We start from the raw sequence: 21236 nt of genomic DNA, 5'->3' as shown, positions 1-21236 counted from the left end.
CGGCAGGGGTGTTAAAGTCGGCACGGTCGACGGCCGATCCTAGAGGACGAGACCACAGAACAGGCCGGGCGACGGCCGGGCGGGCGCTGCGCCCGCTCGGGGTCCCCGGCGGCGGCGAGGGGCGCATGACGATCACCCGAATGCTTCCCGGGGTGGTGCTGGCCGCGGCGGCGACCGCGGCCCCGGCCGCGGGCCAGTACGGGTTCCCAACCTACACACCGCCCACCCGCATGAGCACGCCGGCGAAGCTGCCGGCGCCTCCGCCCTCCGGCGGGTCGCCGGTGCTACCCACCGGTGGGCAGGAGACGGCCCCCGCGCCACGGCCGGTGGACCCCGGCCCCGCGGCCTCGCTCGGGGCAATGACGTCCACCCCGGCGGCCGGCGCACTGCCGCCCGGGGCCTACGGCAGCCCGTGGTACACGGACGGCCCCGGCTGTTGCGGCCCGCTCGGCCGGAACGGCCAGGTGGCCTACGAACTGCACGCCGAGACCGGTCCGAACCTGCTTTTCGGGAGCGGCGAGTTCACCGACCGGCTCCACACCGGCTGGATCGTCGGCGGCGGCGGACGGACGCTGTTCTTCAACCCCGAAGGCGACGCCGCCTGGACCCTCGACCTGGGCCTCAGCTACACCTACAACCGCGGCTCCTCGGCGAACTTCTCCGACGTGTTCATTCGCCAGCCACCGGGCACAAACCAGCTGACAGGGCAGATCATCCCGCGGGCCGACATCCTGACGACGAGCCGCATCCGGGCGCTGCACCGGACGGCGTTCAACTTCGCCGTCGGCCGCGACTGTTTCGTCTGGGGGCCGGGCAACCCCGGCGAGGAGGCGGGCTGGAACGTGCGGACCGGCCTGGAGGTCGGCGGCCGGTGGGGTACGAGCCACGTCGATCTGGTGCCGAACAACGCCGCCGAGAGCTACTCCCGCCGGCAGGCGGTGTTTCACGGGTTCTACCTGAGCGGCCACGTGAACTACGAGGTGCCGGTCGGCGGGTGGGTGTGGTTCGGCGGGCTGACCGGCCAGTACGGCTACGACTGGACCAACGTCATCCCGCCGCTCAAGGGGGACGTGCAGAACGTGAACATCCTGCTGAGCAGCGGCATCCGCTTCTGACCGGGTGCGACACGGCCCACCCGGCGTGCCGGGTGGGCCGTCGCGAATCAACTTAAGCCGCGGAGTAGGCCCGCTCGGCGGCGCCGACGCCGGCGCCGGGCTCGACCTTCACGCCGAAGCCCTTCAGCACCTGCTCCACCGCCGTGAGTACCTGGTAGACACAGCCCGGCCGGCTGTTCTGGCCCATGATGCCGATCCGCCACGCTTTCCCCTTCAGGTCGCCGAGGCCGCCGCCGACCTCGATGCCGAACTCGGTCAGCAGCCGCTTCCGGCCCGCCGCGTCGTCCACGCCGTCGGGCAGCCGTACCGCGTTGAGTTGAGGCAGCTGATGGTTCGGGTCGGCGGTGTACGCCAGGCCCAGCGCCGTCAGCCCGGCCTTCAGCGCCAGGTGGTTCCGGACGTGGCGGGCGTAGCGGGCCTCCAGCCCTTCCTCCAACACCAGCCGCAGCCCCTCGCGGATGGCGTACACCATCGTGATCGGCGCCGTGTGGTGGTACGCCCGGTCGCCGCCCCAGTAGCCCATGATCGTGGTCAGGTCCAGGTACCAGCTCTGCACCTTCGTCTTGCGGGCCTTCAACGCCGCCACCGCCCGCTCGCTGAACGTCACCGGGGCCATCCCCGGCGGGCAGCTCAGCCCCTTCTGCGAGCAACTGAACGCCGCGTCGATGCCCCACTCGTCCGGCTTGACCGGGATGCACCCGAGCGACGTGACGCAGTCCGCCACCAGCAGCGTGCCCGTCTCGCGGCAGATCGCGCCGATCTCCTCCAGCGGCTGCATCGCACCCGTGGACGTTTCGGCGTGGACGAGCGCCAGCACCTTCGGCTTCACGCGCTTCACGGCGTCGCGGATCATGTCCGGCTCGAACACCTGGCCCCACGGCCGTTCCAGCACGGTCACGTCGGCGCCGGTGCGGCCGGCGATGTCGACCATGCGGTTGCCGAAGTACCCGATCGTGCCGACGACGGCCTTGTCACCTGGCTCCAGCAGGTTGACGAGGCAGGTCTCCATGCCGGCGGTGCCCGTCGCGGACACGGGGAACGTCAGGGCGTTCTTCGTCTGGAAGACCTGCCGCAGCATCTCCTGCGTCTCGGACATGATCTCGATGAACTGCGGGTCGAGGTGGCCCAGCAGCGGTGTCGTCATCACCGACAGGACGCGCGGGTGGGCGTCGCTCGGGCCGGGGCCGAGCAGGAGGCGCGGGGAGGGGTTCAGCTGGCCGGGGATCGTCATGGGGAGGTCAGGGTCCGGAGTGTCGGGAACGATCCCGTCAGTTTACGAACCCGGCCGTCCCCGGGCTCACCCCCGGCGGGCGACGACCAGCTGACTCACCGCCTTGAACGTCGGGTGCGCCGAGTCCTTGAGCCACTCGAACGCGACCGCCTCGGCCGACGTCACGATCGCTCCGGCCGATTCGAGCCGCCGCAGCGCCGTGGCGTGGTCCAGGTCGCCCCACGCGCAGACGGCGTCGGCCGGCACGACGACGTGCAACCCGGCGGCGATGAGGTCGAGGGCCGTCTGCTGGACGCAGACGTGCGTCTCGGCGCCGACCACGACCACGTTCGGCCGCTGGAGCATCTCCAACTCTTCGAGGAACGTGCCGGCCGCGCAGCAGCTGAACGCCGTCTTCGTCGCCGCCGGCGCGGGCAGCCGGCGGGCGATCTCGGCGGTCGTCGGGCCGAGCCCCTTCGGGTACTGCTCCGTGGCCCGGACCGGGACGTCGAGAAGCACCGCGGCGTCGATCAGGAAGCCGGCGTTCTTCACCACCTCGGCCGCGCGCGGCAGCTTCGCCAGGAGCTTGTCCTGTACGTCGATGACGACGAGCGTCGAGTTCTCGGGCGTGAGGCGGCGCGAGGTCTTGGTCATCGGGTTCCACCCGGGGAAAGTTCGGTCATGGCGGCTCGCAGGGCGTCGAGGTCAACGGTGCGCGGGGGCGTGACCGTGGCGCCGCCGAACCGCTGCGCATAATACCGCTCCACCCAAGCCGGCGGAATCGCGGCGGCCGGGTGTCCGCCGAGCGCCGCCGAGACGCGGGCGGCGAACTCGCGCGGCGTCTCGTCCGCGGCCGGGGTGAAGCCGTGCGGCGCCAGCACGGCGTACAGCGGGTCGAGCCACGGGTTCCGCGCCCCGGCCGCCACGCGGGCGCGCCGCAGGAGCCGGACGCCCCACGCCGCCGCCGCCAACACCGCGATCGTCGCCACGACGCCTTGAACGATGGGATTCGAGGCGAGATCGCCGATCGCTTCCAGCCGCTCCTCGGGGGTCGCGTCGAGGAGCCGGTCCCACACCCACGCCCAGCCGCTCACCTTCTCGCCGGCGGCCGCCAGCGTGGAAATCCCCTCGCCGGGGCTCGGGTCGAGGCTGAGCCAGTGCCAGACGCGGCCGCCGCCGGCGTCCGGCCGCGACACCAGCGCCACGGCCCAGGCGTGGGCGTGATCCTGAGGGATGACGTACCGCCCCTCGCCGAGGTGTTCGTGCCCCTTGAACCCGACCGCCAGCGCGGCCGGGATGCCCTGCGCCCGCAGCATCAGCACCAGCGCCGAGGCGTACCGCTCGCAGTGCCCGGTCTTGGAGTGCTCCAGAAACTCCTCGACGGGGTCGAGGTCCGGCCGCGGGCGTGTCAGGTTCAGGGTGTACGTGTACTCCGGCGCCTCCGACAGGAACGCCGTGAAGGCCCGCGCCACCGCCTCGTGGTTCTCGTCGGCCAGGCGGTTGTTCACCGGGTTCAGCGTGCCCGCGTCGGCCGAGAGTTTCCCCTCGCGGATGAGCCGCGGCAGCAGCTGGTTCGTGAACGCCCGCACGGCCGGAACGGGGTTCTTCGTCAGCTCCGGGTCGAGGGTGCCGGTCCTGAGAAAGCCGACGCCCAGGTCGGGGTCGGGGAGCGGCGCCGTGTGCTGCACGTACTCGAGCGTGCGGCGCTGGTCGGGCCGGCCGATCTGGCGGAAGAACGACCCGTCGGCGAGTGGGATCCACGGCCGCGGCGGTTGCCCTTCGTACACGTTCGCCAGCGGCACCGTTCGGCCCGGGCGCCACACCACCGGTTCGGCGAGGAACTCGGAGCGGAGGCTGGCCGGGACCGTGTAGCGGATGCGGTAGCCCCCCGGTCCGAGGTCCGGCGGCGTCCAGTCTTCCTTCTGAACGGCCAGGTCGACGACCTGCGGCATCCGAAAAATGGCCTCGCGCCGCCACGACCCGTGTGCGTAGTGCGCCAGCAGCCGGCCGCGCCACCGCAGTTCCTGCGGCAGGTCAATCTTCGGCTTGCCGTTCTCGTCCACGTCGACGTGGAAGATGACCGCCTGCACCGAGGTCAGCTCGCCGGTGCGGGTCAGGTCGACGCCCTGGTCCGGGGAGAAGCCGACCTCGATGCGGGCGGCGGCGAGTTCGAACTTCTCGATCTCCACCGGCGCCGGCGGGGTGACGGCGAACACCGGCGTGGCCACCATGACCGCGAGCGTGAACCACCCCGCGGCCCGCATCAGCCCCGCACGCCGGCCGGCGGCCGGGGCGGCGCCGCCCCGCGCCAGCGCGAACCGGGCCAACCCCCACACCGCGGCCGCGGCGTAGGCGACGAGCGCCGCCACCTCCCACGGCCGGCGGGCGATCGCCGCCGCGAGCACGACGACGCCGAGGCCGATGGCGTGGAGGTACCAGTAGACGCCCACGTCCTTGTCGCGGCGCAGTACGAACGACACGGACAGCACCATCAGGATGGGTGTCAGCAGGAGGACGACGAACACACCCCAGCCGACGGCGACGAAGTCGCCGGCGCGGGTCTCGCGGACGATGCGGACGCCCGCCCAACCGGCCCCGGCGAGGGCGAGCCCCAGCCCGAGGTTCGTGGCCGCCTGTGGGCTCAGAACTTCCGCGCGGCCGTCGAGCCGGTACACGACGGCGAGAGTGACGACGACGGCGGTGGCGAACGCGGCGACTTCCGGGAGGAGTTGGGCCTCGGCGGCGCCGAGGGCGGCGCAGGCGAGGCCCAGCGTGAGGAACGTGCTGAGGCGGAAGGCAGGGTCGGCCGTCATGTCAGCGCCCGGAACGGTTACCGCGGCCCCGCCTGATACCACGCCGGCGCGTCCGCCGGCGACACGGCCGCGAACGGCCGGCCCGTCGCCCGGCCGAGCGCCGCAGCCAGCGGCGACGCCGGCCGGCTGCTCACCACCACCCGCTCCGACCGCGCCGCCGGGCCGATCGGGTCCGGCGGCGCCGGCCGGTCGGAACCGCTCAGCGTTGCGAGCGGGGCTAACAGGAACCGTGCCGCCGCTTCGGACGGCGTGGAGGAGCGGCGCACGGGGTCGTCGCCCGCCACGGCGACGGTCACCCGCGTCCCCCCGGCGAGGCACCAGGCCCGCACCACCGATGCGGCCAGGCTCAGTGCTGCCTCCAGGTTCTCGGCGTCGGCCGGCGTCGGGGCCGGCGGCAGCCACGGCTCGACGACGAGCAGCAGTTCGGGGTCGGGGGCGGCGTCGTACTCGCGGACGAACGGCTCGCCGCGGCGGGCGGTCGTCTTCCAGTGGATGTCGCGGAGGCCGTCGCCGGGGCGGTAATCCCGAACGCCGCGCAGGTCGGCCCGGTCGGCGGCCGCCCGCGCCGCCTGCCGGCGGGACCGCCCTTCGACACCCGCCTCGCGGCGGACCCAGCGGCGAAAGCCGACCAGATCGACGGAGCCGAGCGCCGGCAACACGAGGAGTTCGCCGCCCGGCGTGCCCGGCGCTTCGAAGCGGACGAGGCCCAGCGGGAAGTCGGCCCACACCCTCGGGGCCTCGCCGCCGACCACGCCGCGCTCCGCGAACGTGCGTGTCTCGCCGCGCTCGACCTCGCCGCCGGCCGGGACGTTTTCGAACAGTTGATCGAGCTGGGAGCCACGGACGCCGGCGGTGGCCGCGCTCGGCCCGTCGTTGCGGAGTCGCAGCGAGACGCGGACCGGCTCGCCGGCGTAGACGGGGGCGTGGGCCGCCCGGGTGGCGGTGAGCCCGCGGAGTTGGCGGCGCGCCAGCCAGGCGTTGAGGGCGAACAGGGCCAGCATCGCGTAGCCGAGCAGCAGCAGCGGCGGGATCGTCTTGTACCAGCCGATCGCCGCCATCGCCGTCGCGACGGCGACCCACCACGCCCCCTCGCGGGTCACGTGAACCGACCGGCCCGGCGGCGGCTCGCGGCGCGTCGTCGGCCTCACGTCGGCACCCGCCGCTTGGCGACGATCTCGCGCACGACCGGTCCCGCGTCCGGGCTGCCGCCGGCCGCCCAGCCGCGGCCGACCAGTCGGTGCGCCAGCACGGGCTCCGCCAACCCCTTCACGTCGTCGGGTACGACGTAGTCGCGGCCCTGGGTGAGGGCGTTGGCCTGGGCCGCGCGGTAGAGCCCGAGCGCCGCCCGGGTGCTGGCCCCGAGTGCCACGTCGGGGTGGGTGCGGGTGTCGCCGACCAGATCGAGGACGTAGTCGGCGAGGGCCGCGTCCACCTTCACGGCGCGGGTGCAGGCCTGCAACTCGGTCAGGGCTTGCACCGATACGACGGGGGTGAGCGCATCGACGGGCTCGCCGCCGCGGTGCTGCAGGAGGATGGCGCGCTCCGCCTCGCGGCCGGGGTAGCCGACGGTCACCCGCAGCAGGAAGCGGTCGAGCTGGCTCTCCGGCAGCGGGTACGTCCCCTCGAACTCGTGCGGGTTCTGCGTGGCCACGACCAGGAACGGCGGCCCGAGCCGGTGCGTCTTGCCGTCGAGCGTCACCTGCCGCTCGCTCATCGCTTCGAGCAGCGCGCTTTGGGTGCGCGGCGTGGCGCGGTTGATCTCGTCGGCCAGCACGATCTCCGCGAACACGGGGCCGGGTTGGAACTCGAACGTGCCGGTCCCCTCGCGCCACACGGAGACGCCGGTCAGGTCGCCGGGGAGCAGGTCGGGCGTGAACTGGACGCGGGCGAACTTGCATGCAAGGGAGCGGGCGAGCGCCTTGGCCAGGAGCGTCTTGCCGACGCCGGGCACGTCCTCGAGGAGCAGGTGGCCGTCGGCCAGGAGGGCGACGACTGCGAGGCGGACGACCTCGGGCTTGCCGAGGAACACCCGGCCGACGTTCTCCCGGAGGGCGGCGAGGGAAGCGGCAGCGTCGGGCATGGGCGTCCAGGAAGAAGGATTAACCACAGAGTCACAGAGGGCACGGAGAGAAGACACAAAACAGAGGTAGACCGAATAATCTGTTTTGGTCTCGTCTCGGCTTCCTGTCTACTCTCTGTGCCCTCTGTGACTCTGTGGTTAAATCATCTTCGGCTTAAATCCCGCCGCGGAGGTTCGGGTTCAGCGGCCGGTTCGCCATGCGGAACTGCGCCTCGCGGAGGGCCTGCTCCTCCTCCTCGGCCGTCGCGGCGTCGGCGGAGTCCTCGGCGGCCCGCTGGATCGACTTCAGGCTCAGCGCGATCCGCCGGGCCGGCACGTCCACGCTCAGCACCTCGACTTCGACCGACTGACCCGGCTGCACGACGTCCCGCGCCTTGCGGACGCGCTGCGTCGACAACTCGGAGATGTGGATGAGCCCCTCGATGCCGGGCTCCAGCTCCACGAACGCGCCGTAGTCGGCGGTGCGAGTCACGGTGCCGGTCACGCGCGCCCCGGCCTTGACGCGCTCGGCGAACGCCGTCCACGGGCTCTCGGTCAGCGCCCGCAGACTGAGGCCGATCTTCCGTTCCTCGAAGTTCACCCGCGTGATCAGCACCTCGACGCTGTCGCCGACCTTGAACAGGCCTTCGGGCGTTTCCACCCGCTGCCACGACAGCTCGCCCGCGGGGATGAGCCCGTCCGCGCCGCCGAGGTCCACGAACACGCCGAACGGCTTCACCGACCGCACGATGCCCGACTTCGTCTGGTCGACCTGGACGGTCGCCCAGAACTGCTCGGCCTTGACCTGCCGGTCGCGCTCCATGACGGCCCGCCGCGACACGATCAGGTTCCGCTCGCTCGGGTTCACCTCGGCGACCATCACCTTGATCCGCTGGTTCTCGAACTGCGTGATGTCCTCGACGCGGTACAGGTCCAGCTGGCTCGCCGGGAGGAACCCCTTGATGCCGTTCACCTCGACCGTCAGGCCGGTCTTGTTCTTGTTGGTGCCGGTCACCTTCGCCTCGACGATCATGCCGTAGCTGACCTGCGACCAGTCCGTCACGACCTGCGTCGAGCCCTCGCGGGTGAGCACCAGCAGCCCGTTGGCCGCGTCGTACCGCTCGATGTCGAACTCGACAGACTCGCCGACGACGGGGGTGCGGCCCTCGAACTGCTGGATCGGCAGCACGCCCTGGCTGCGGCCGCCGGGCACCTCCACGAAAACGTCCTTGCCGTGAATGCCGACCACGACGCCGACTTTCCGCGTGGCGGGGGCGCCGGGCGCCTTCGGCTTGTGCTGCGTCTCGGCCTGCGCGACGGTGGCCGACACGTCGAACCCGGCCATCGCCTGGGCGAGTTCGTCCTCGATGAGCTTGTCCAGCTCGCGGTTGTTCGGCTTGGAGTCGAAGAAGTCCTTCTTGTCCAGCTGGGCGGGCTTGCCGCCCGGGTTGAAGGGCTTGCCGCCGGCGGTGTTGGGTCCCTGGACGCGGCCCTGCGTGCCTGGCCCCTGCTGCGGCTGCTGCCCACCCTGGGGCGGACCCTGCCCCTCTTCCCGCGGCCGGTTCCCCTGCGGAATGAACGGCCGGGTCGGCCCGCCGCGGCGCGGGCCGCCGGGTTGCGGGGGGCTGAACGTCTTCGGCGGCGCGGCCGGAGCCGGGGCGGGGGCCGCGGCGGCTTCGGGGGCGGGCGTCGGCGAGACGGGCGTTTCCGGGGCCGGGGAGGGATCGGTCGGCAAGCTCATCACGGTTCCTCGATCGGGCCGGGGCGAGCCCCACCCGTCTGGAAAACCTATCGGAGCGACGCGCGACTGACAACCGAACGGGCCGGCCGTGCGCGGCGATCCTACAATCCCCGGCATGGCCGCCCCACGGGCACGACTCTGGCTCGTGGTGAAGTCGCTTCTCGCGTCGGCGATCCTCGTCGCCGTCGGGCTCCAGTTCGCCCGCATCCTCGCCCAACCGGCCCTGAACCCGTACCCGTTCGACCTCCGCGTCGGCTACCTGATCCCCGCCGGCGTGCTGTACCTGCTGGCCCACTGCTGCTGGGGCGGCTTCTGGGTCCGGCTCCTCCGCAGCCAGGGCGTCAGCGTGTCGCTCCTGGTCGGGCTGCGGGCGTACTTCGTGAGCCAGTACGGGAAGTACGTGCCGGGTAAGGCGTGGGTCGTGTTCATCCGGGTCGCGTTGCTCCGCGGCGTCGACGGCGGGAAGCCGCTCGCCGTCGGCGTGACCGCCACTTATGAAACCCTCACGAGCATGGCGGCGGGTGCGCTGCTGGCCGCGGCACTGCTGCCGCGGCTCGGCGTGCTGCCGGAGGAGATTTCGCCGAACGTCGGCTGGGTGCTCGGCCTGGCGCTGCTGCCGCTGGCACTGGCGGTGCTGAACAAGCTGGCCGCCCGCCGCATCGCCAAGATGCGTGGCCCGGATGGCGTGCCGCTGCCGAGCCCGCCGCTCGGGCTGATGGCCCAGGGAATGGTTCACGGCGTCGTCGGCTGGCTGCTGCTCGGGGCGTGCGTGTCGCTGGGCGTCGCGGCGGTGGCCCCCGGCGACCCCGGCTGGCACCCCGCCGAACACTACGCGGCCGACACAGGCTCGATGGCCCTGGCCTACGTCAGCGGGTTCTTCGTGCTCGTCGCCCCCGGCGGGCTCGGCGTCCGAGAACTGCTGCTGCAGGCGACGCTCGGCCCGCGCTTCGCCGCGGAGCAGGGGGCCGATGTCGCCGCGGGGCTGGCCGCGGTGATCGCCCTGGTGTTGCGGTTCGCCTGGACGCTCGCCGAGGTTCTGGCCGCCGTCGGCCTGTACGTGTTCTGCCGCCCGCCGGTCCGCCCGTTGCCCGCCGAGCCCGCCCATGTCTGACTCGCCGCTGCTGTCGCTCGTCGTCCCCGTGCTGAACGAGCGCGAGAGCCTCGGCCCGCTCCACGCCGAGATCTCGGAAGTGGCGGCGACCCTCGGCCGGCCCGTCGAAGTGATCTTCATCGACGACGGCAGCACGGACGGCTCGTGGGGCATCGTCCTGAAGCTGGCCGAGGTCGACCCGCGGGTCCGGGGTATCCGCTTCCGCCGCAACTTCGGTAAAGCCGCGGCGCTGGCCGCCGGCTTCCGCGCCGCCCGCGGCGCGGACGTGGTGACGATGGACGCCGACCTGCAGGACGACCCGCACGAGATCCCGCGCTTCCTCGACGCGCTGCAGAACAAGGACGTGGTGAGCGGCTGGAAGCAGGTGCGGCACGACCCGTGGCACAAGGTGTTCCCGAGCCGCGTGTTCAACGCGATGGTCAGCCGCCTGACGGGGGTGCCGCTGCACGACCACAACTGCGGCATGAAGGCGTACCGCCGCGAGGTGTTCCGCGAGGTGAAGCTGTACGGCGAGCTGCACCGGTTCATCCCCGTGCTCGCGGCCGCGCGCGGGTTCACCGTCGGCGAGCTGGTCATCCAGCACCGCCCGCGGAAGTTCGGCTACTCGAAGTACGGCTTCCGCCGCTTCGCCAAGGGGTTCCTCGACCTGGTGACGGTCAAGTTCCTGACCGGCTTCGGCCACCGCCCGCAGCACCTGCTCGGCAACTTCGGCCTGTTCCCGATCGGGGTGGGCTTCCTCGGCTTGTTCCTCCTCGCGGTGAACGCCGTGGTGCGGGTCGTCAGCGACCACACGGTCGGGGCCAGCTCCGCGACGCAGACCGTCGTCGCCATCCTGTCGGTGGGGCTCCTGCTGTTCGGGGCGCAGCTGGTGATCGCCGGCCTGCTCGCCGAGCTGATCGTGGACCGCGGCCCGGAAGACCTGGAACCGTACTGCGTGGCCGAAACCGCGGGGGTGGCGTGATGGCCGCGGACGCCTCCGACCTGCGCCGCTCGGCGTACCTGCTCCTGGGGGCGTGTGCCGTCGCAGTCGCCGCCGCGAAGGTGGTGGGGGCCGAACTCGTGTTCGAGCCGACGCGCTACAAGGCGACCGAGAAGCAGACCTACGGCAGCGAGCCGAAGCGCGAGTGGCCGCGGGAGCGGCCCGACCCGTGGCCGATGTTCAGCTCCAACGACAAGTCGCGCTGGGCGACCGTGTACGCGCTCGTCGAGAACAGGACGTACCGCATCGGCAAGCGTACCGTCCCCGACCCGCAGAAGCCCGACAAGTACACCGACGAGGGGATCATCGCCGACCCGGCGTTCAAGTCGCTGGACGTGGTCTTGAACCCGGAGACGAAGGACTTCTACAGCAGCAAGCCGCCGCTGTTCGCCACCGTGCTCGCGGGCGTGTACTGGGGGCTGAAGGAGGCGTTCGGCTGGCAACTCGTCCGCGACCGCTGGCTCGTCATCCCCACGCTGCTGGTCCTTGTCAACGTCGTGCCGTTCGCCGTCTACCTGTGGCTGCTGGCGGGGCTGATCGACGCCACAGGCAAGAGCGACTTCGGCCGGCTGACGGCGTTCGCGGCGGCATGCCTCGGGACGTTCTTGATTACCTTTTCGGGCACACTGAACAACCACAACCCCGCGGCGTACTGCGTCCTGTTCGCGGTCTACCCGGTGTTGAAGGCGGCGCTGGAGAACCGTGACATGGGGCCGGGCGGGTACGTCGCCGCGGGCCTGTTCGGCGGCCTGGCGGTGACGTTCGAGTTGCCGGCGGCGGCGCTGTTGGCGGGGATCGGCCTGCCGCTGCTGGTGGCGCGCTGGAAGCCGACGCTGCTCATCTTCGTGCCGCTGGCACTGGTCCCGCTCGGGGCACTCCTGCTGACGAACTACATCGCCTTCGGCGAGGTGGTGCCGGCGTACGCGAAGTTCGGCGGGCCGTGGTACGAGTACGAGGGGAGCCACTGGACGAAGCTCAAACTGCCGGTGGGCCACCCGGGCCGCTCGGGGATCGACTTCGCGGCCGAGCCGAAGAGCGTTTACGCGACGCACCTGCTCGTCGGCCATCACGGCTGGTTCAGCCTGACGCCGGTGTGGGTGCTCGCCGCGGCCGGGCTGGTGATGACGGGGGCGGGCGCGGCGAAGCAGCTGGACCGCCTCGCGCCGGGCGGGAAGGGGGCGGTGTTCACACCGCCGTTGTTCGCGGCGATGACGCTGGCCGTGTCGGCAGTGGTGATGGCGTTCTACGTCACGAGGACGAACAATTACGGCGGCTTCACCAGCGGCCCGCGCTGGCTGTTCTGGCTGACGCCGTTGTGGCTCGTGGCGATCCCGCCGGCCGCAGATCGGCTCGGCGGGTGGCTGTGGGGTCGGCTGTTGGTGGCGGTACTGCTCGGCTTCTCGGTGCTGAGCGTGTTCTACCCGGCGTGGAACCCGTGGCGGCCGCCGTGGATTCAGCAGCTGTTGGAGTTCCGCGGCGACGTGCGGTACTGAGACACACTCGGGACACGGGGCCGAACCGATGGCGAGCGCCGACGACGCCCCGCTGGTCACCCGCCCCCCGGCCGCGCGGCCGGGGCTGTTCGACGGCACCCTCCTCACGGTCGCGTTCGCCGTCGTCCTGTTCGGCACGCTCATCGTCATCGTCGTCGGCGGCTTCCTCGCGCTCGCCGCCGCCGGCGACCCCGCCGCCGACGCTCCTCCGGACGGCAAGCCGAACAGCGTGTCTTCGCTGCCGCCGGCGCTGGTGTCGCTGCTGGCATGGTCGTTCCCGCTCGGCTACCTCGCCGGCCTGCTGTTCACGTTGATCGTGTTCCGGGTCGTTGTCGGCCGCGGGTGGACGCGCGAGGTCGGGCTGCGACGCCTGCCACCCGTGCACCTCGGGCTCGCGCTGCTGGCGCTGCCGGCGTTCGTGATCCTCAGCGACGGGCTGGCCCAACTCCTGTTCCGCCTGTTCGGCATGGAAGAGCACCTCGACCAGTCCGGCCAACTCGGCGAACTGTTCGCCGGTTTCCACCCCGCGTTCGTGCTGCTGGCGGTCGGCGTCGGACCGGGCGTCGTCGAAGAACTGTGGTGCCGCGGCTTGCTCGGCCGCGGGTACGTCGGGCGGTACGGCTGGGTCGGCGGCGTCGCCCTGTCGTCACTGTTCTTCGGGCTGCTGCACCTGTACCCGCCGCCGTATGTGCTGGTGACCGCGGCTATGGGGGCGTGTTTGCACTTCGCGTACGCCTGCTCGCGGTCGCTCTGGGTGCCGGTCGCAGTCCACGTGGCGAATAATGGTTTCGCGGGCCTCGCCGCGGTGGGCGCGGTGCCGATCGGCGGGCTTGAGCGGGCACTGGCGTCGTACCCGATCGGCCTGTTCGCGCTCGCCGCGGTCGTGCTGGTCAGCTGTGGGTTGGCGGCGTGGTCGGCGCGGGCCGCCGCCACCGGGCCGCGGGGGGTGATGGTGCCGCCGGGCGGCGTGAGCGATGCCCCGGCCGGACGGGTACCGGTTGCCCTGGCCGTGGTGAGCGGCGTAGCATTGATCGGGCTTCTGGCGACGGGTTGAACCAGGACCGCCCGCCGCGGCCAGTCACCAGTACCTCGCCCCGCGCCGTTGCGCAACTGCGGTTGACCCGCCTGCGCCGATCGGGACAATAATTCAGGCTGGGGACACCCCCGGATACGGGACCAGGAAAGGCACCGGTATGAACGCTCGCCACACAGTTCTTGCCCTCATCGCGCTCGCCGCCGGGTTCGGCGGGCGGGCCGCCGCCGCTGAACCCGAGACCAAGCCGGGCGGCCCGTTCGTCGTGATCGTTGGTGCCGGCGAGTACCAGGATAAGGCGATCACCGCCCGCCCGACCGCCGACGCCGACGCCAAGGCGCTGTACGACGTGGTGACCGACCCGCGATTCCTCGGCGTCCCCGCTGCCCGCACCAAGCTATTCCTGTCCGCCCCCGACGCCAAGCGCGGCGGCGAGGTCGCCACCCGCGACGGCATCGTCAAGGCCGTCGAGGCCGCCGTCGAGAGCACGGGCAAGGACGACCTGTTGCTCGTCGCCTTCTTCGGCCGCGGCGCCAGCACCGGCGACAAGACCGTCTACTTCACCCCGAACACCGTCTTGAAGGACCGGGCCAAGACCGCCGTCGTCCTCGGCAGCGACCTCGCCCCGTCGTTCAAGAAGGTGAAGGCGCAAAACGTCCTCCTGATGATGGACGTGCAATACAAGGGCTTCGACCCCGGGGCCGAGAAGATCGCCGAGCCGAACCTCAACGACGTGGACGCGCTGCTGTTCGGCTCCGAGGACAAGGAGGAGTCGGTCCGCCCGCAGGACCGCGTCCTGCTGCTGAGCGGGTTCATCGGGTCGGAGTCGATCGCCCGCGGCGAGAACAGCCTGTTCGGCAGCCTGACCGTCGAGGCGCTGAAGGGGAAGGGCGAGGCCGAGGGCTACCGCGACGGGTACGAGCCGGACGGGCTCGTCACGTCGGACGAACTCGTGCGCTACCTCGACAAGGAACTGCCGAACGAGGCCCGCAAGCTCGGCAAGACGAACAAGGAGAAGGAGGGCCAGCCGGTCGCCATCGGCGGCAAGACGAGCCACTTCCCGCTGACGTTCAACCCCGACGAGACGGCCAAGGTCAAGAAGCGCGTCGAAACCCTCGCCGCGCTGGCGAAGGCCGGCACCGTGACCGAGGAGCTGGCGAAGGAGGGGAACGCGCTGCTGAAGCGGATGCCGAAGCTGAAGGCCCAGCAGGACCTCCGCAAGCTGTACCAGCGGCTCGCCGACGGCGACCTGGTCGGGCCGGCGTTCGTGGCCGCCCGCACCGAGCTGAAGGAGGGGCTGACGCTCGCCGCGGCCGAGGCCACCGCCTTCGCCCGCAAGGTGTCGTCGGCCGCGGACCGCGTTAACGAGGTGTACATCAAGGAGACGAACACCGGCGACCTGACCGCGGCCGCGATCCGCGGCATGTACCGCCGCATCGAGGAGCCGCTGCCGACCGAGCTCGACGAGGCATTGAAGGGGGCCAAGACGCTGACCGAGGCCCGGCGGATCGAACTGCTCCAGAACGCCCGCGCGCGGCTCGGCAAGCGCGAAGACCTGGACGGCAACAAGGACGCCGACACCGCCATCCTGATGATGATGGCCAGCCTCAACGACCCGTACACCGTCTACTACGACAACGACACCGTCCGCCGGATGCAGAGTTCGCTGACGGGCCAGTTCTCTGGCGTCGGCATCCAGATCCGCCGCGAGCCGGTCCGCGACGGGCTGCTCGTCGTCACCCCCATCAAGGGGAGCCCGGCGTTCCGCGCCGGCATCCGCGCCGGCGACCTCATTACCGGCATCGTCCGCAGCGTGGACAACGAGGGCGGTCCGCTCCCGGAGGGCGCCCAGCGCGAGTACAGCACGAAGGGGATGAAGACCGAGGAGGCCATCGGCATCATCACCGGCAAGGCCGGCACGCCGGTGCAGCTGAAGATCGACCGCGACGGCAAGCCCATGACCTTCGACCTGAAGCGGAACTCGGTGTCGGTCGAGACGGTGATGGGCGTCAAGCGCGGCGCCGACGCCGAGTGGTCGTACACCCTCGACGCGGCCAACAAGATCGGCTACGTCCGGCTGACGCAGTTCACCCAGAAGACCGGCGCCGACCTGAAGGCGGCCATCGCCGACCTCAAGGAGAACGGCGGGCTGAACGGCCTCATCCTCGACCTCCGCGGCAACCCCGGCGGCTACCTGTCGACGGCCGTCGCCGTCAGCGAGCTGTTCGTCGGGGCCGAGAAGCTGGTGTCGGTGAAGGCCCGCGCCGGCGGGGGCAGCGCCGAGGTGTACCGCGGCCGGCGCCCGGCCGACAAGAGCTTCGAGGTGGTCGTGCTCATAAACGGCCAGAGCGCCAGCGCCAGCGAGATCGTGGCGGCGTGCCTCCAGGACCACGAGCGGGCCACGATCTTGGGCGAGCGGAGCTACGGCAAGGGGAGCGTGCAGAACGTCATGGACTTCCGGCAGACGCTCGGGCAGATCAAGCTCACCATCGCCCGCTACTACCCGCCGAGCGACCGGAACATCGACAAGCTGGCCACCAAGGGCGAGCCGGACGAGGAGTGGGGCGTCCGCCCCGACCGCGGCTTCGAGGTGAAGCTGACCCGCGAGGAGTCGTCGGAGCTGGAGACGCACCTGCGCGAGCTGGAGGTGATCCCGCCGCCGGGGGCCGACCCGAAGGTGACGACGCCGGAGAAGGACAGGCAGCTCGCCGCGGCGCTGGCGCACCTACAGAAGCAGATCGCGGCCCGGCCGAAAGGCTGATCGGGTAAACCTGTCCGGTTGTAGCGACTCGGCCCGCCGGTGCGAACCGGCGGGCCGTTTTTGTTTCCCGGCCGCGGTTGTGAAATCCGGCGGGGCGGTCAGAATTCCCTCAAGTCGGTGAGCGGCCGCGACGACGGCCGGGCCGGCGGTGGGGGGCGAAACATGGTCCGCAAGGTGTCGGTGCTCGCGCTGGCGGTCGCGGCGACCGTGGCGGCCGGCGGGTGCCGGACGAACTGCGGGAGCGGGTGGTTCACGTCGCGCGGTAACAGCGCGCCGTGTCAGCTGGTGGGGTCAGGGAGTTCGTGCGTTGAAGGGGTACCGGTCGGCGGCAACTTCCCGACGGGGACACCGGGCGGGTTTATTCCGGGCGGCTCCGGCGGTCCCGGGGGGCCGTCGGAGTTGCCGCTGCCGCAGCCGACTGACCTGATCCCGCGGCCGGGCGTGCCGACGCAACCGTTCGCGGTGCCGACTCCGGCCCCGGGCGAGGGCGGCGCGAACTTGCTGCCGGCGCCGAAGGGCGGCGTGCCCGTCGGGCGCTGAACACGACCATCAACGACGAAAGCCCGGGGGCGAATGCCCCCGGGTTTTCGTCGTTGATGGTCAGCGCGGCGTGGCGCGGTAAGGCACGGCCGGCTGAGGCTGGGCCGGCGTGCGGAACCCCGACGGCACCACCCCGCTCGCCGGCGTGGTCGCCACCTGCGGGGGCGCCATTCCGGCCGTGGGGTTGGCGAAGCGGAAGCCGGGCATGACGGACTCACCCGGCGTCGGGCAGGTGGTGCAAGCGCGGCCGCCGATCAGCCCCCCGCCGAGCCGCGGGTGGCCGGGAGCGCAGCCGCCGGGGCCGCAGTTGCCGGCCGCGCAGCCGGCACGTTCCGTACACGGGAAGTACGTGTACTGCGGCGCCGCACGCGGGGTCGGCGTCAGACCCAGGTGAATGGGCGTCTCGCGGAAGCAGAGCCAGCTCTTGAATTTCTCCCAGCACGAGCCGTCGTGCCCGCGAGCGGTGCCGGTCGCGCACGCCACCGGGGCCGGGGGCAACGGGTGACGAACCGCAGGGGCGCAGTCGGAACACCACACGTTCGCCCCGCGAGACCAGTCGCTCGCGGGCACCGACCCCGCCGCCCGGAAACCCACCGTTTGCACCGCCCCGGCCGTCGGCGCGGCGGTCGCGGCGATCGGCACCACGGAGCCGTTCTTGAGCACCGGCGCCGGCACCCGCGGCGTCGTGGGCGCCAACCCGGTCGGCAACGGCAGCGGGTCCGCGGCTCGGGCGAACGACGCGCCCCACACCACCGTTGCCGTGAGCGCCAGTACCGTAAGCCGCTTCATGACCCCGCCTCCGTGCGGACCGCACCCGTCGCGGGGTGCGTGACGAAAACTCGTTTCGGCCGGGCGGCGCCGGTCGGTCCGGCGGAAGCGGTCGGAAGGGTGGGTGTGGGAGCGGAAAGTGGTGGCAGAACGGGACGAGCCCGCACGACCGGTACAACCGTCACACTACCCCGAAGCCCGGAAGCACGGACGCCGCGGGCTTCGGCCGTGTGGGGAAGGGTGCCGCGGGCGGCGCCCCGGGCCGCGCCGCGAGCCGCACCGCAGCGTCCGGCCGGCGGACCAGGTCGATCGACTTCGCCGGTGCGTCCTGCCTCGCCGTCAGCACCACGGCCGACGGGTTCAGGTCGGCGAGCGCGTTGCGTCCGGCCGCCTCGGCGAGGAACGGATGGTTGCAGTCGCGGCTCAGGTGCAACTGCACGAGGTGCGACGGGAAGCCGGGCCCGGACCGGGCCGCGACGGCGCGCGTGAATTCCGCAGCCTGGCGATTCGAGAGGTGCCCCTGGTCGCCGAGCACCCGCTGAACCAGGAACGCCGGCCGCGTGCTCGCCCGCTCCATCCGCTCGCAGTGGTTGTACTCGACCGCCAGCACGTCCACGCCGGCGAACGCGGCCACCAACTCGGCCGAGGCCACGCCGAGGTCCGAGGCGTACCCGACCGACCACGACAAGCCGTCGGCGTCCGCGTAGTCGAAGCGGAACGCAAACGTCGGCTCGGAATCGTGCGAGACCCAGACCGGCGTTGCCGTCAGCCCGGGGGCGATGCCGAACTGCTCGCCGTCGGCGTAAGCGCGGGTATAGCCCGCGGCCTTCAGCGGGCCGAACGACGGGGCGGTGGTCGCCAGGTGGTTCAGGTGCATCGGGTGTGCGTGAAGCGAGATCTTGCGGCTGCGGAAGTCGGCGAGGCACGTGTCCTTCCAGTGGTCGCCGTGGGTGTGCGTGAGGACGGCGGCGTGGACGTGCTCCCAACTGCGACCGACCGCCGCGAGGCGGGCCGAGATGAAACGCGAGTGCAGGCCGCAGTCGATGAGGAGGCCGAAGCCGTCCACTTCGAGCAGGGCCGCGTTGCCGCTGCTGCCGCTGGCGAGGACCGTGAACCGCGCCGTCATCCCGACGGTACTCCGGGGGGAGGTTGGGGAGGGTGTAACCGTTTTACCGGCCCGCCGGCGGCCGCCGCAAGGACGGTTGCGGTCAGGGTAGAGTCACCTCACGCGGCCTGGCGTTTTGTTGCCCCGCGTCGATCACCGTCAGCCGAACCTCGCGCTGCTCCCGGGCGGCGGCGTAGAACGCCGCGGGTGTCGGTGTCACGACTCCGTTTACGTGCGTCACGACCCAGCGTGCGTTCTCCCCGAGCGTCTTGAACCGCGCCGCGGCCGGCGAGTTGGGCACGAGCTCCCGCACGACCACGCCGGGCGGCACCACCAGCGACCCGAGTCCGCCCTGCGTGATGACGCTCGTCCAGTCCACGCGCAGGCCGAACACCGCGGCCGGCCGGTTCGCGGCGATGACCGGGCTCGTGTGGCTGTACTTCGCCAGCGGCACGTCCACCGGCCGTTCCTTGCCGCGCACGGTCAGCCGCGCCTTGCTGCCGGCCAACGATGAACCGATCTGGTACAGCAGGTCCGGGAAGTTCCGCGTCGGCTGGCCGTTGATGTGGGTGATGACGTCGCCGGGGAACAGCCGCCCGTCGGCAGGGCTCCGCGGGCTCACCTGGCTGATGCCGACGCCGACGTTAGTGCGGCCGAACTTTTCGATCACGACCCCCAGGAACCCGTACTCGACCTCTTCGCCGCGGGCCAGCACGTCCACGACTCGGCGGTTGCACTGGTCGAACGGCACGGCCTGCGTCCGCCCGCCGTCGCCGCCGCCGACGGTGGCGACCGCACTCGTCATTGCCAGCAACTCGCCGTCGAGACTCAGCACCGCCGCCCCGCTCGACGACGGCACCGCACGCGACTCGAACTCCACGAGCGGCGCGTAGCGGTAGACGCTGTTCGGCGTGTCGTTCGAGTTCTGGTTCCACGGCGGGAATTTGACATCGCTGACGACCGGCAGCGCGAACCCGGCCCGGTCAGGGACCGCACCGCCAGCCGTTCGGTAGTCGAACACGGCGACGAGTTTGCCGGGGGAGACGTTCTTCTCCCCCGACGGCAGGTCGAACAGCCGTGCGTCGCCGATCTTGAGCGCCTTCAACCCGGCGGGCGGCGTCAGCAGCTTCAGCACGGCGAAGTCGCTGCGGCCGTCGGCGGCGTGGACGTCGGCGTAGCTCCCCTTGCCTCCGGGGATATGGACGTAGATGCGGGTCGCACCCTCGACCGTGTGGAAGTTGGTCAGCACGAGCCCGGCCGCGTCGATGACGACGCCGGTGCCGGAGTCGTGGTCGGTGACGGCGGCGGGATCGGACAGGTCGAGCTTGCGGGCAAGTGCGACGCGGTCGGGGCCGCCCTTTCGGAAGGCGTCGGCGTCGAACGTGCCGAGCCGCCCGGGGTAGTCGGGGAGGGCGGCCGGCGCGGGGTACTTGTCGCTGCGCGACACGACCACGCACACGACCGCTGGGGCGGCCGCGGCGTGGAGCGCCTTCAGTTGCTGTTCGTAGGCGTTGAGCACGTCGCGCGGGGCGGGCTGGGCGAGCGCCGGCACGACGACGGCGAGAACGGCGAGGAGGCCGGACAGGACGCGCATGGGCGGCCCCGGGGGACGGGCGGTTGGGCTCGTTCTACGCCGCCGCCCGCCCGCGGGCATTACTTCAGGACGCCCTTCGATCGCAGTTGCGGGACGAGCATGAGGAACTCGCCGCGCTCCGTGTCGCCGACCTTGTTCCGCTCCAGCGCGCTCCGGAAGTGCAGCGCCAGCCCGTTCACCTCGCCCGAGGTCAGGTTGAGCTCCGCGGCGAACGAGCCGAGTTCCTTCCCGGTACTCTTGAGTGGCCCGCCCGTCACCTGGCTCAGGGCGTCCACGAGCCAGCCTTCGAGGCGGGCGGTGCTGGCGGCGTCCAGCTTGTACTTGCCGCCGCGGGTCAGGTTCAGCTTCGCGTCGGCCGTGGCGACGGCGACGAAGTCCTTGACCGTGGCCCGCGCGACTTTCTCCCCACCCATGCGGTCCCACAGCGACCCCGCCGTCTTGTCCGGCGTGGGCGGGTCCTTGGGCGTGGGGGTCTTCTCAGGGCCGAAGGCCGAGGCCGTCTGTTCGAGGACGGCGTCGATCGCCTTGCGGAGCTCGAACGCGGCGGCGTCCGGCGACATCTTCGCGGACTTGTCGAGTTGCTCCTTCACGAACACTGCCAGCTTCGGCCGGTGGTCGAGCATCGGCTCGACGGCCAGAAGCGTGCCCTGGAGCAACCGGTAACACTCGGCCTTGCCGCCACGGTTGTACAACTCGCTCCCCTGGGTCGCGGCCTCGTGGACGACGCGGGCCGTGCGCCGGTCCAACTCCGCGCGGTCGAGCGGGGCCGGCTGGGCGACGACCGCCCCGCCCGCCATCACGAACAGCCATCCCGCCACTGCCGCCCGCGTTCGCATGGCCGATCCCCGGAGGTCACGAATGCCGCCAGTTTACCCCGCCGCCGCGGCCGGTGCGAGGGCGCCGCCGGCGGACGG

At 71.8% G+C, this 21236-nt stretch carries 17 protein-coding genes; 7 read left to right on the top strand and 10 right to left on the bottom strand.

Annotated features, from left to right (window positions below):
• Positions 1-125 precede the first annotated feature (125 nt).
• The gene (locus ETAA1_RS17385; RefSeq protein WP_145240626.1) at positions 126-1115 is read left to right on the top strand and encodes a hypothetical protein; all 990 of its coding nucleotides are present in this window, start codon (positions 126-128) and stop codon (positions 1113-1115) included.
• 52 nt (positions 1116-1167) lie between these two features.
• On the opposite strand, the gene ETAA1_RS17380 is transcribed toward ETAA1_RS17385, so the two are convergent.
• From ETAA1_RS17380 to ETAA1_RS17355, 6 genes are all read right to left on the bottom strand, one after another.
• On the bottom strand, positions 1168-2346 hold the full coding sequence (locus tag ETAA1_RS17380) for a pyridoxal-phosphate-dependent aminotransferase family protein (protein ID WP_145240624.1): 1179 nt from the start codon (positions 2344-2346) through the stop codon (positions 1168-1170).
• Between the two features lie 66 nt (positions 2347-2412).
• On the bottom strand, positions 2413-2979 hold the full coding sequence (locus tag ETAA1_RS17375; protein WP_145240622.1) for an isochorismatase family protein: 567 nt from the start codon (positions 2977-2979) through the stop codon (positions 2413-2415).
• Positions 2976-5138 carry a DUF4129 domain-containing transglutaminase family protein gene (locus tag ETAA1_RS17370; protein ID WP_145240620.1) on the bottom strand — a complete coding sequence of 721 codons (2163 nt, stop codon included), beginning with the start codon at positions 5136-5138 and terminating at the stop codon, positions 2976-2978. The genes ETAA1_RS17375 and ETAA1_RS17370 overlap by 4 nt, the downstream gene beginning before the upstream one ends.
• 17 nt (positions 5139-5155) lie before the next feature.
• Positions 5156-6286 (bottom strand): DUF58 domain-containing protein, encoded by a 1131-nt coding sequence (locus tag ETAA1_RS17365; protein WP_145240619.1) that lies wholly within the window; start codon positions 6284-6286, stop codon positions 5156-5158.
• Positions 6283-7218, bottom strand: coding sequence for an AAA family ATPase (locus ETAA1_RS17360; RefSeq protein WP_145240618.1), 936 nt, complete (start codon positions 7216-7218; stop codon positions 6283-6285). Before ETAA1_RS17360 ends, ETAA1_RS17365 begins: the two co-directional genes overlap by 4 nt.
• Before the next feature lie 154 nt (positions 7219-7372).
• Positions 7373-8938 (bottom strand): 30S ribosomal protein S1, encoded by a 1566-nt coding sequence (locus ETAA1_RS17355; RefSeq protein WP_145240617.1) that lies wholly within the window; start codon positions 8936-8938, stop codon positions 7373-7375.
• Positions 8939-9053: 115 nt separating this feature from the next.
• Between ETAA1_RS17355 and ETAA1_RS17350 the strand changes: the two genes are divergently transcribed.
• From ETAA1_RS17350 to ETAA1_RS17325, 6 genes are all read left to right on the top strand, one after another.
• Positions 9054-10049, top strand: a complete 996-nt coding sequence (locus ETAA1_RS17350; protein WP_145240616.1) for a lysylphosphatidylglycerol synthase transmembrane domain-containing protein — start codon at positions 9054-9056, stop codon at positions 10047-10049.
• Positions 10042-11010 carry a glycosyltransferase family 2 protein gene (locus ETAA1_RS17345; protein WP_202920189.1) on the top strand — a complete coding sequence of 323 codons (969 nt, stop codon included), beginning with the start codon at positions 10042-10044 and terminating at the stop codon, positions 11008-11010. The genes ETAA1_RS17350 and ETAA1_RS17345 overlap by 8 nt, the downstream gene beginning before the upstream one ends.
• A complete protein-coding gene (locus tag ETAA1_RS17340; RefSeq protein WP_145240615.1) occupies positions 11010-12521 on the top strand; it encodes a hypothetical protein in 1512 nt (503 codons plus the stop codon). Before ETAA1_RS17345 ends, ETAA1_RS17340 begins: the two co-directional genes overlap by 1 nt.
• A 28-nt stretch (positions 12522-12549) precedes the next feature.
• Positions 12550-13575, top strand: a complete 1026-nt coding sequence (locus ETAA1_RS17335) for a CPBP family intramembrane glutamic endopeptidase (protein ID WP_145240614.1) — start codon at positions 12550-12552, stop codon at positions 13573-13575.
• Between the two features lie 139 nt (positions 13576-13714).
• Positions 13715-16315: a S41 family peptidase gene (locus ETAA1_RS17330; protein ID WP_145240613.1), complete on the top strand. Its 2601-nt coding sequence runs from the start codon at positions 13715-13717 to the stop codon at positions 16313-16315.
• Positions 16316-16477: 162 nt separating this feature from the next.
• Entirely contained in the window at positions 16478-16855 is a 378-nt protein-coding gene (locus ETAA1_RS17325) for a hypothetical protein (RefSeq protein WP_145240612.1), read from the top strand.
• 60 nt (positions 16856-16915) lie between these two features.
• Here ETAA1_RS17325 and ETAA1_RS17320 read toward each other — a convergent pair whose 3' ends face one another.
• From ETAA1_RS17320 to ETAA1_RS32060, 4 genes are all read right to left on the bottom strand, one after another.
• Positions 16916-17644: a hypothetical protein gene (locus ETAA1_RS17320; protein ID WP_145240611.1), complete on the bottom strand. Its 729-nt coding sequence runs from the start codon at positions 17642-17644 to the stop codon at positions 16916-16918.
• A 160-nt stretch (positions 17645-17804) separates the two neighbouring features.
• The gene (locus ETAA1_RS17315) at positions 17805-18749 is read right to left on the bottom strand and encodes an MBL fold metallo-hydrolase (protein ID WP_145240610.1); all 945 of its coding nucleotides are present in this window, start codon (positions 18747-18749) and stop codon (positions 17805-17807) included.
• Positions 18750-18831: 82 nt separating this feature from the next.
• Entirely contained in the window at positions 18832-20322 is a 1491-nt protein-coding gene (locus ETAA1_RS17310; protein ID WP_145240609.1) for a S1C family serine protease, read from the bottom strand.
• A 59-nt stretch (positions 20323-20381) separates the two neighbouring features.
• Positions 20382-21158 carry a globin family protein gene (locus ETAA1_RS32060; RefSeq protein ID WP_202920188.1) on the bottom strand — a complete coding sequence of 259 codons (777 nt, stop codon included), beginning with the start codon at positions 21156-21158 and terminating at the stop codon, positions 20382-20384.
• Positions 21159-21236: the final 78 nt, after the last annotated feature.

Source organism: Urbifossiella limnaea (assembly GCF_007747215.1).
Classification (GTDB): Bacteria; Planctomycetota; Planctomycetia; order Gemmatales; family Gemmataceae; genus Urbifossiella; species Urbifossiella limnaea.
Note: the sequence above shows the minus strand (reverse complement) of the source record. Positions and strands in the feature narration are given on the sequence as shown.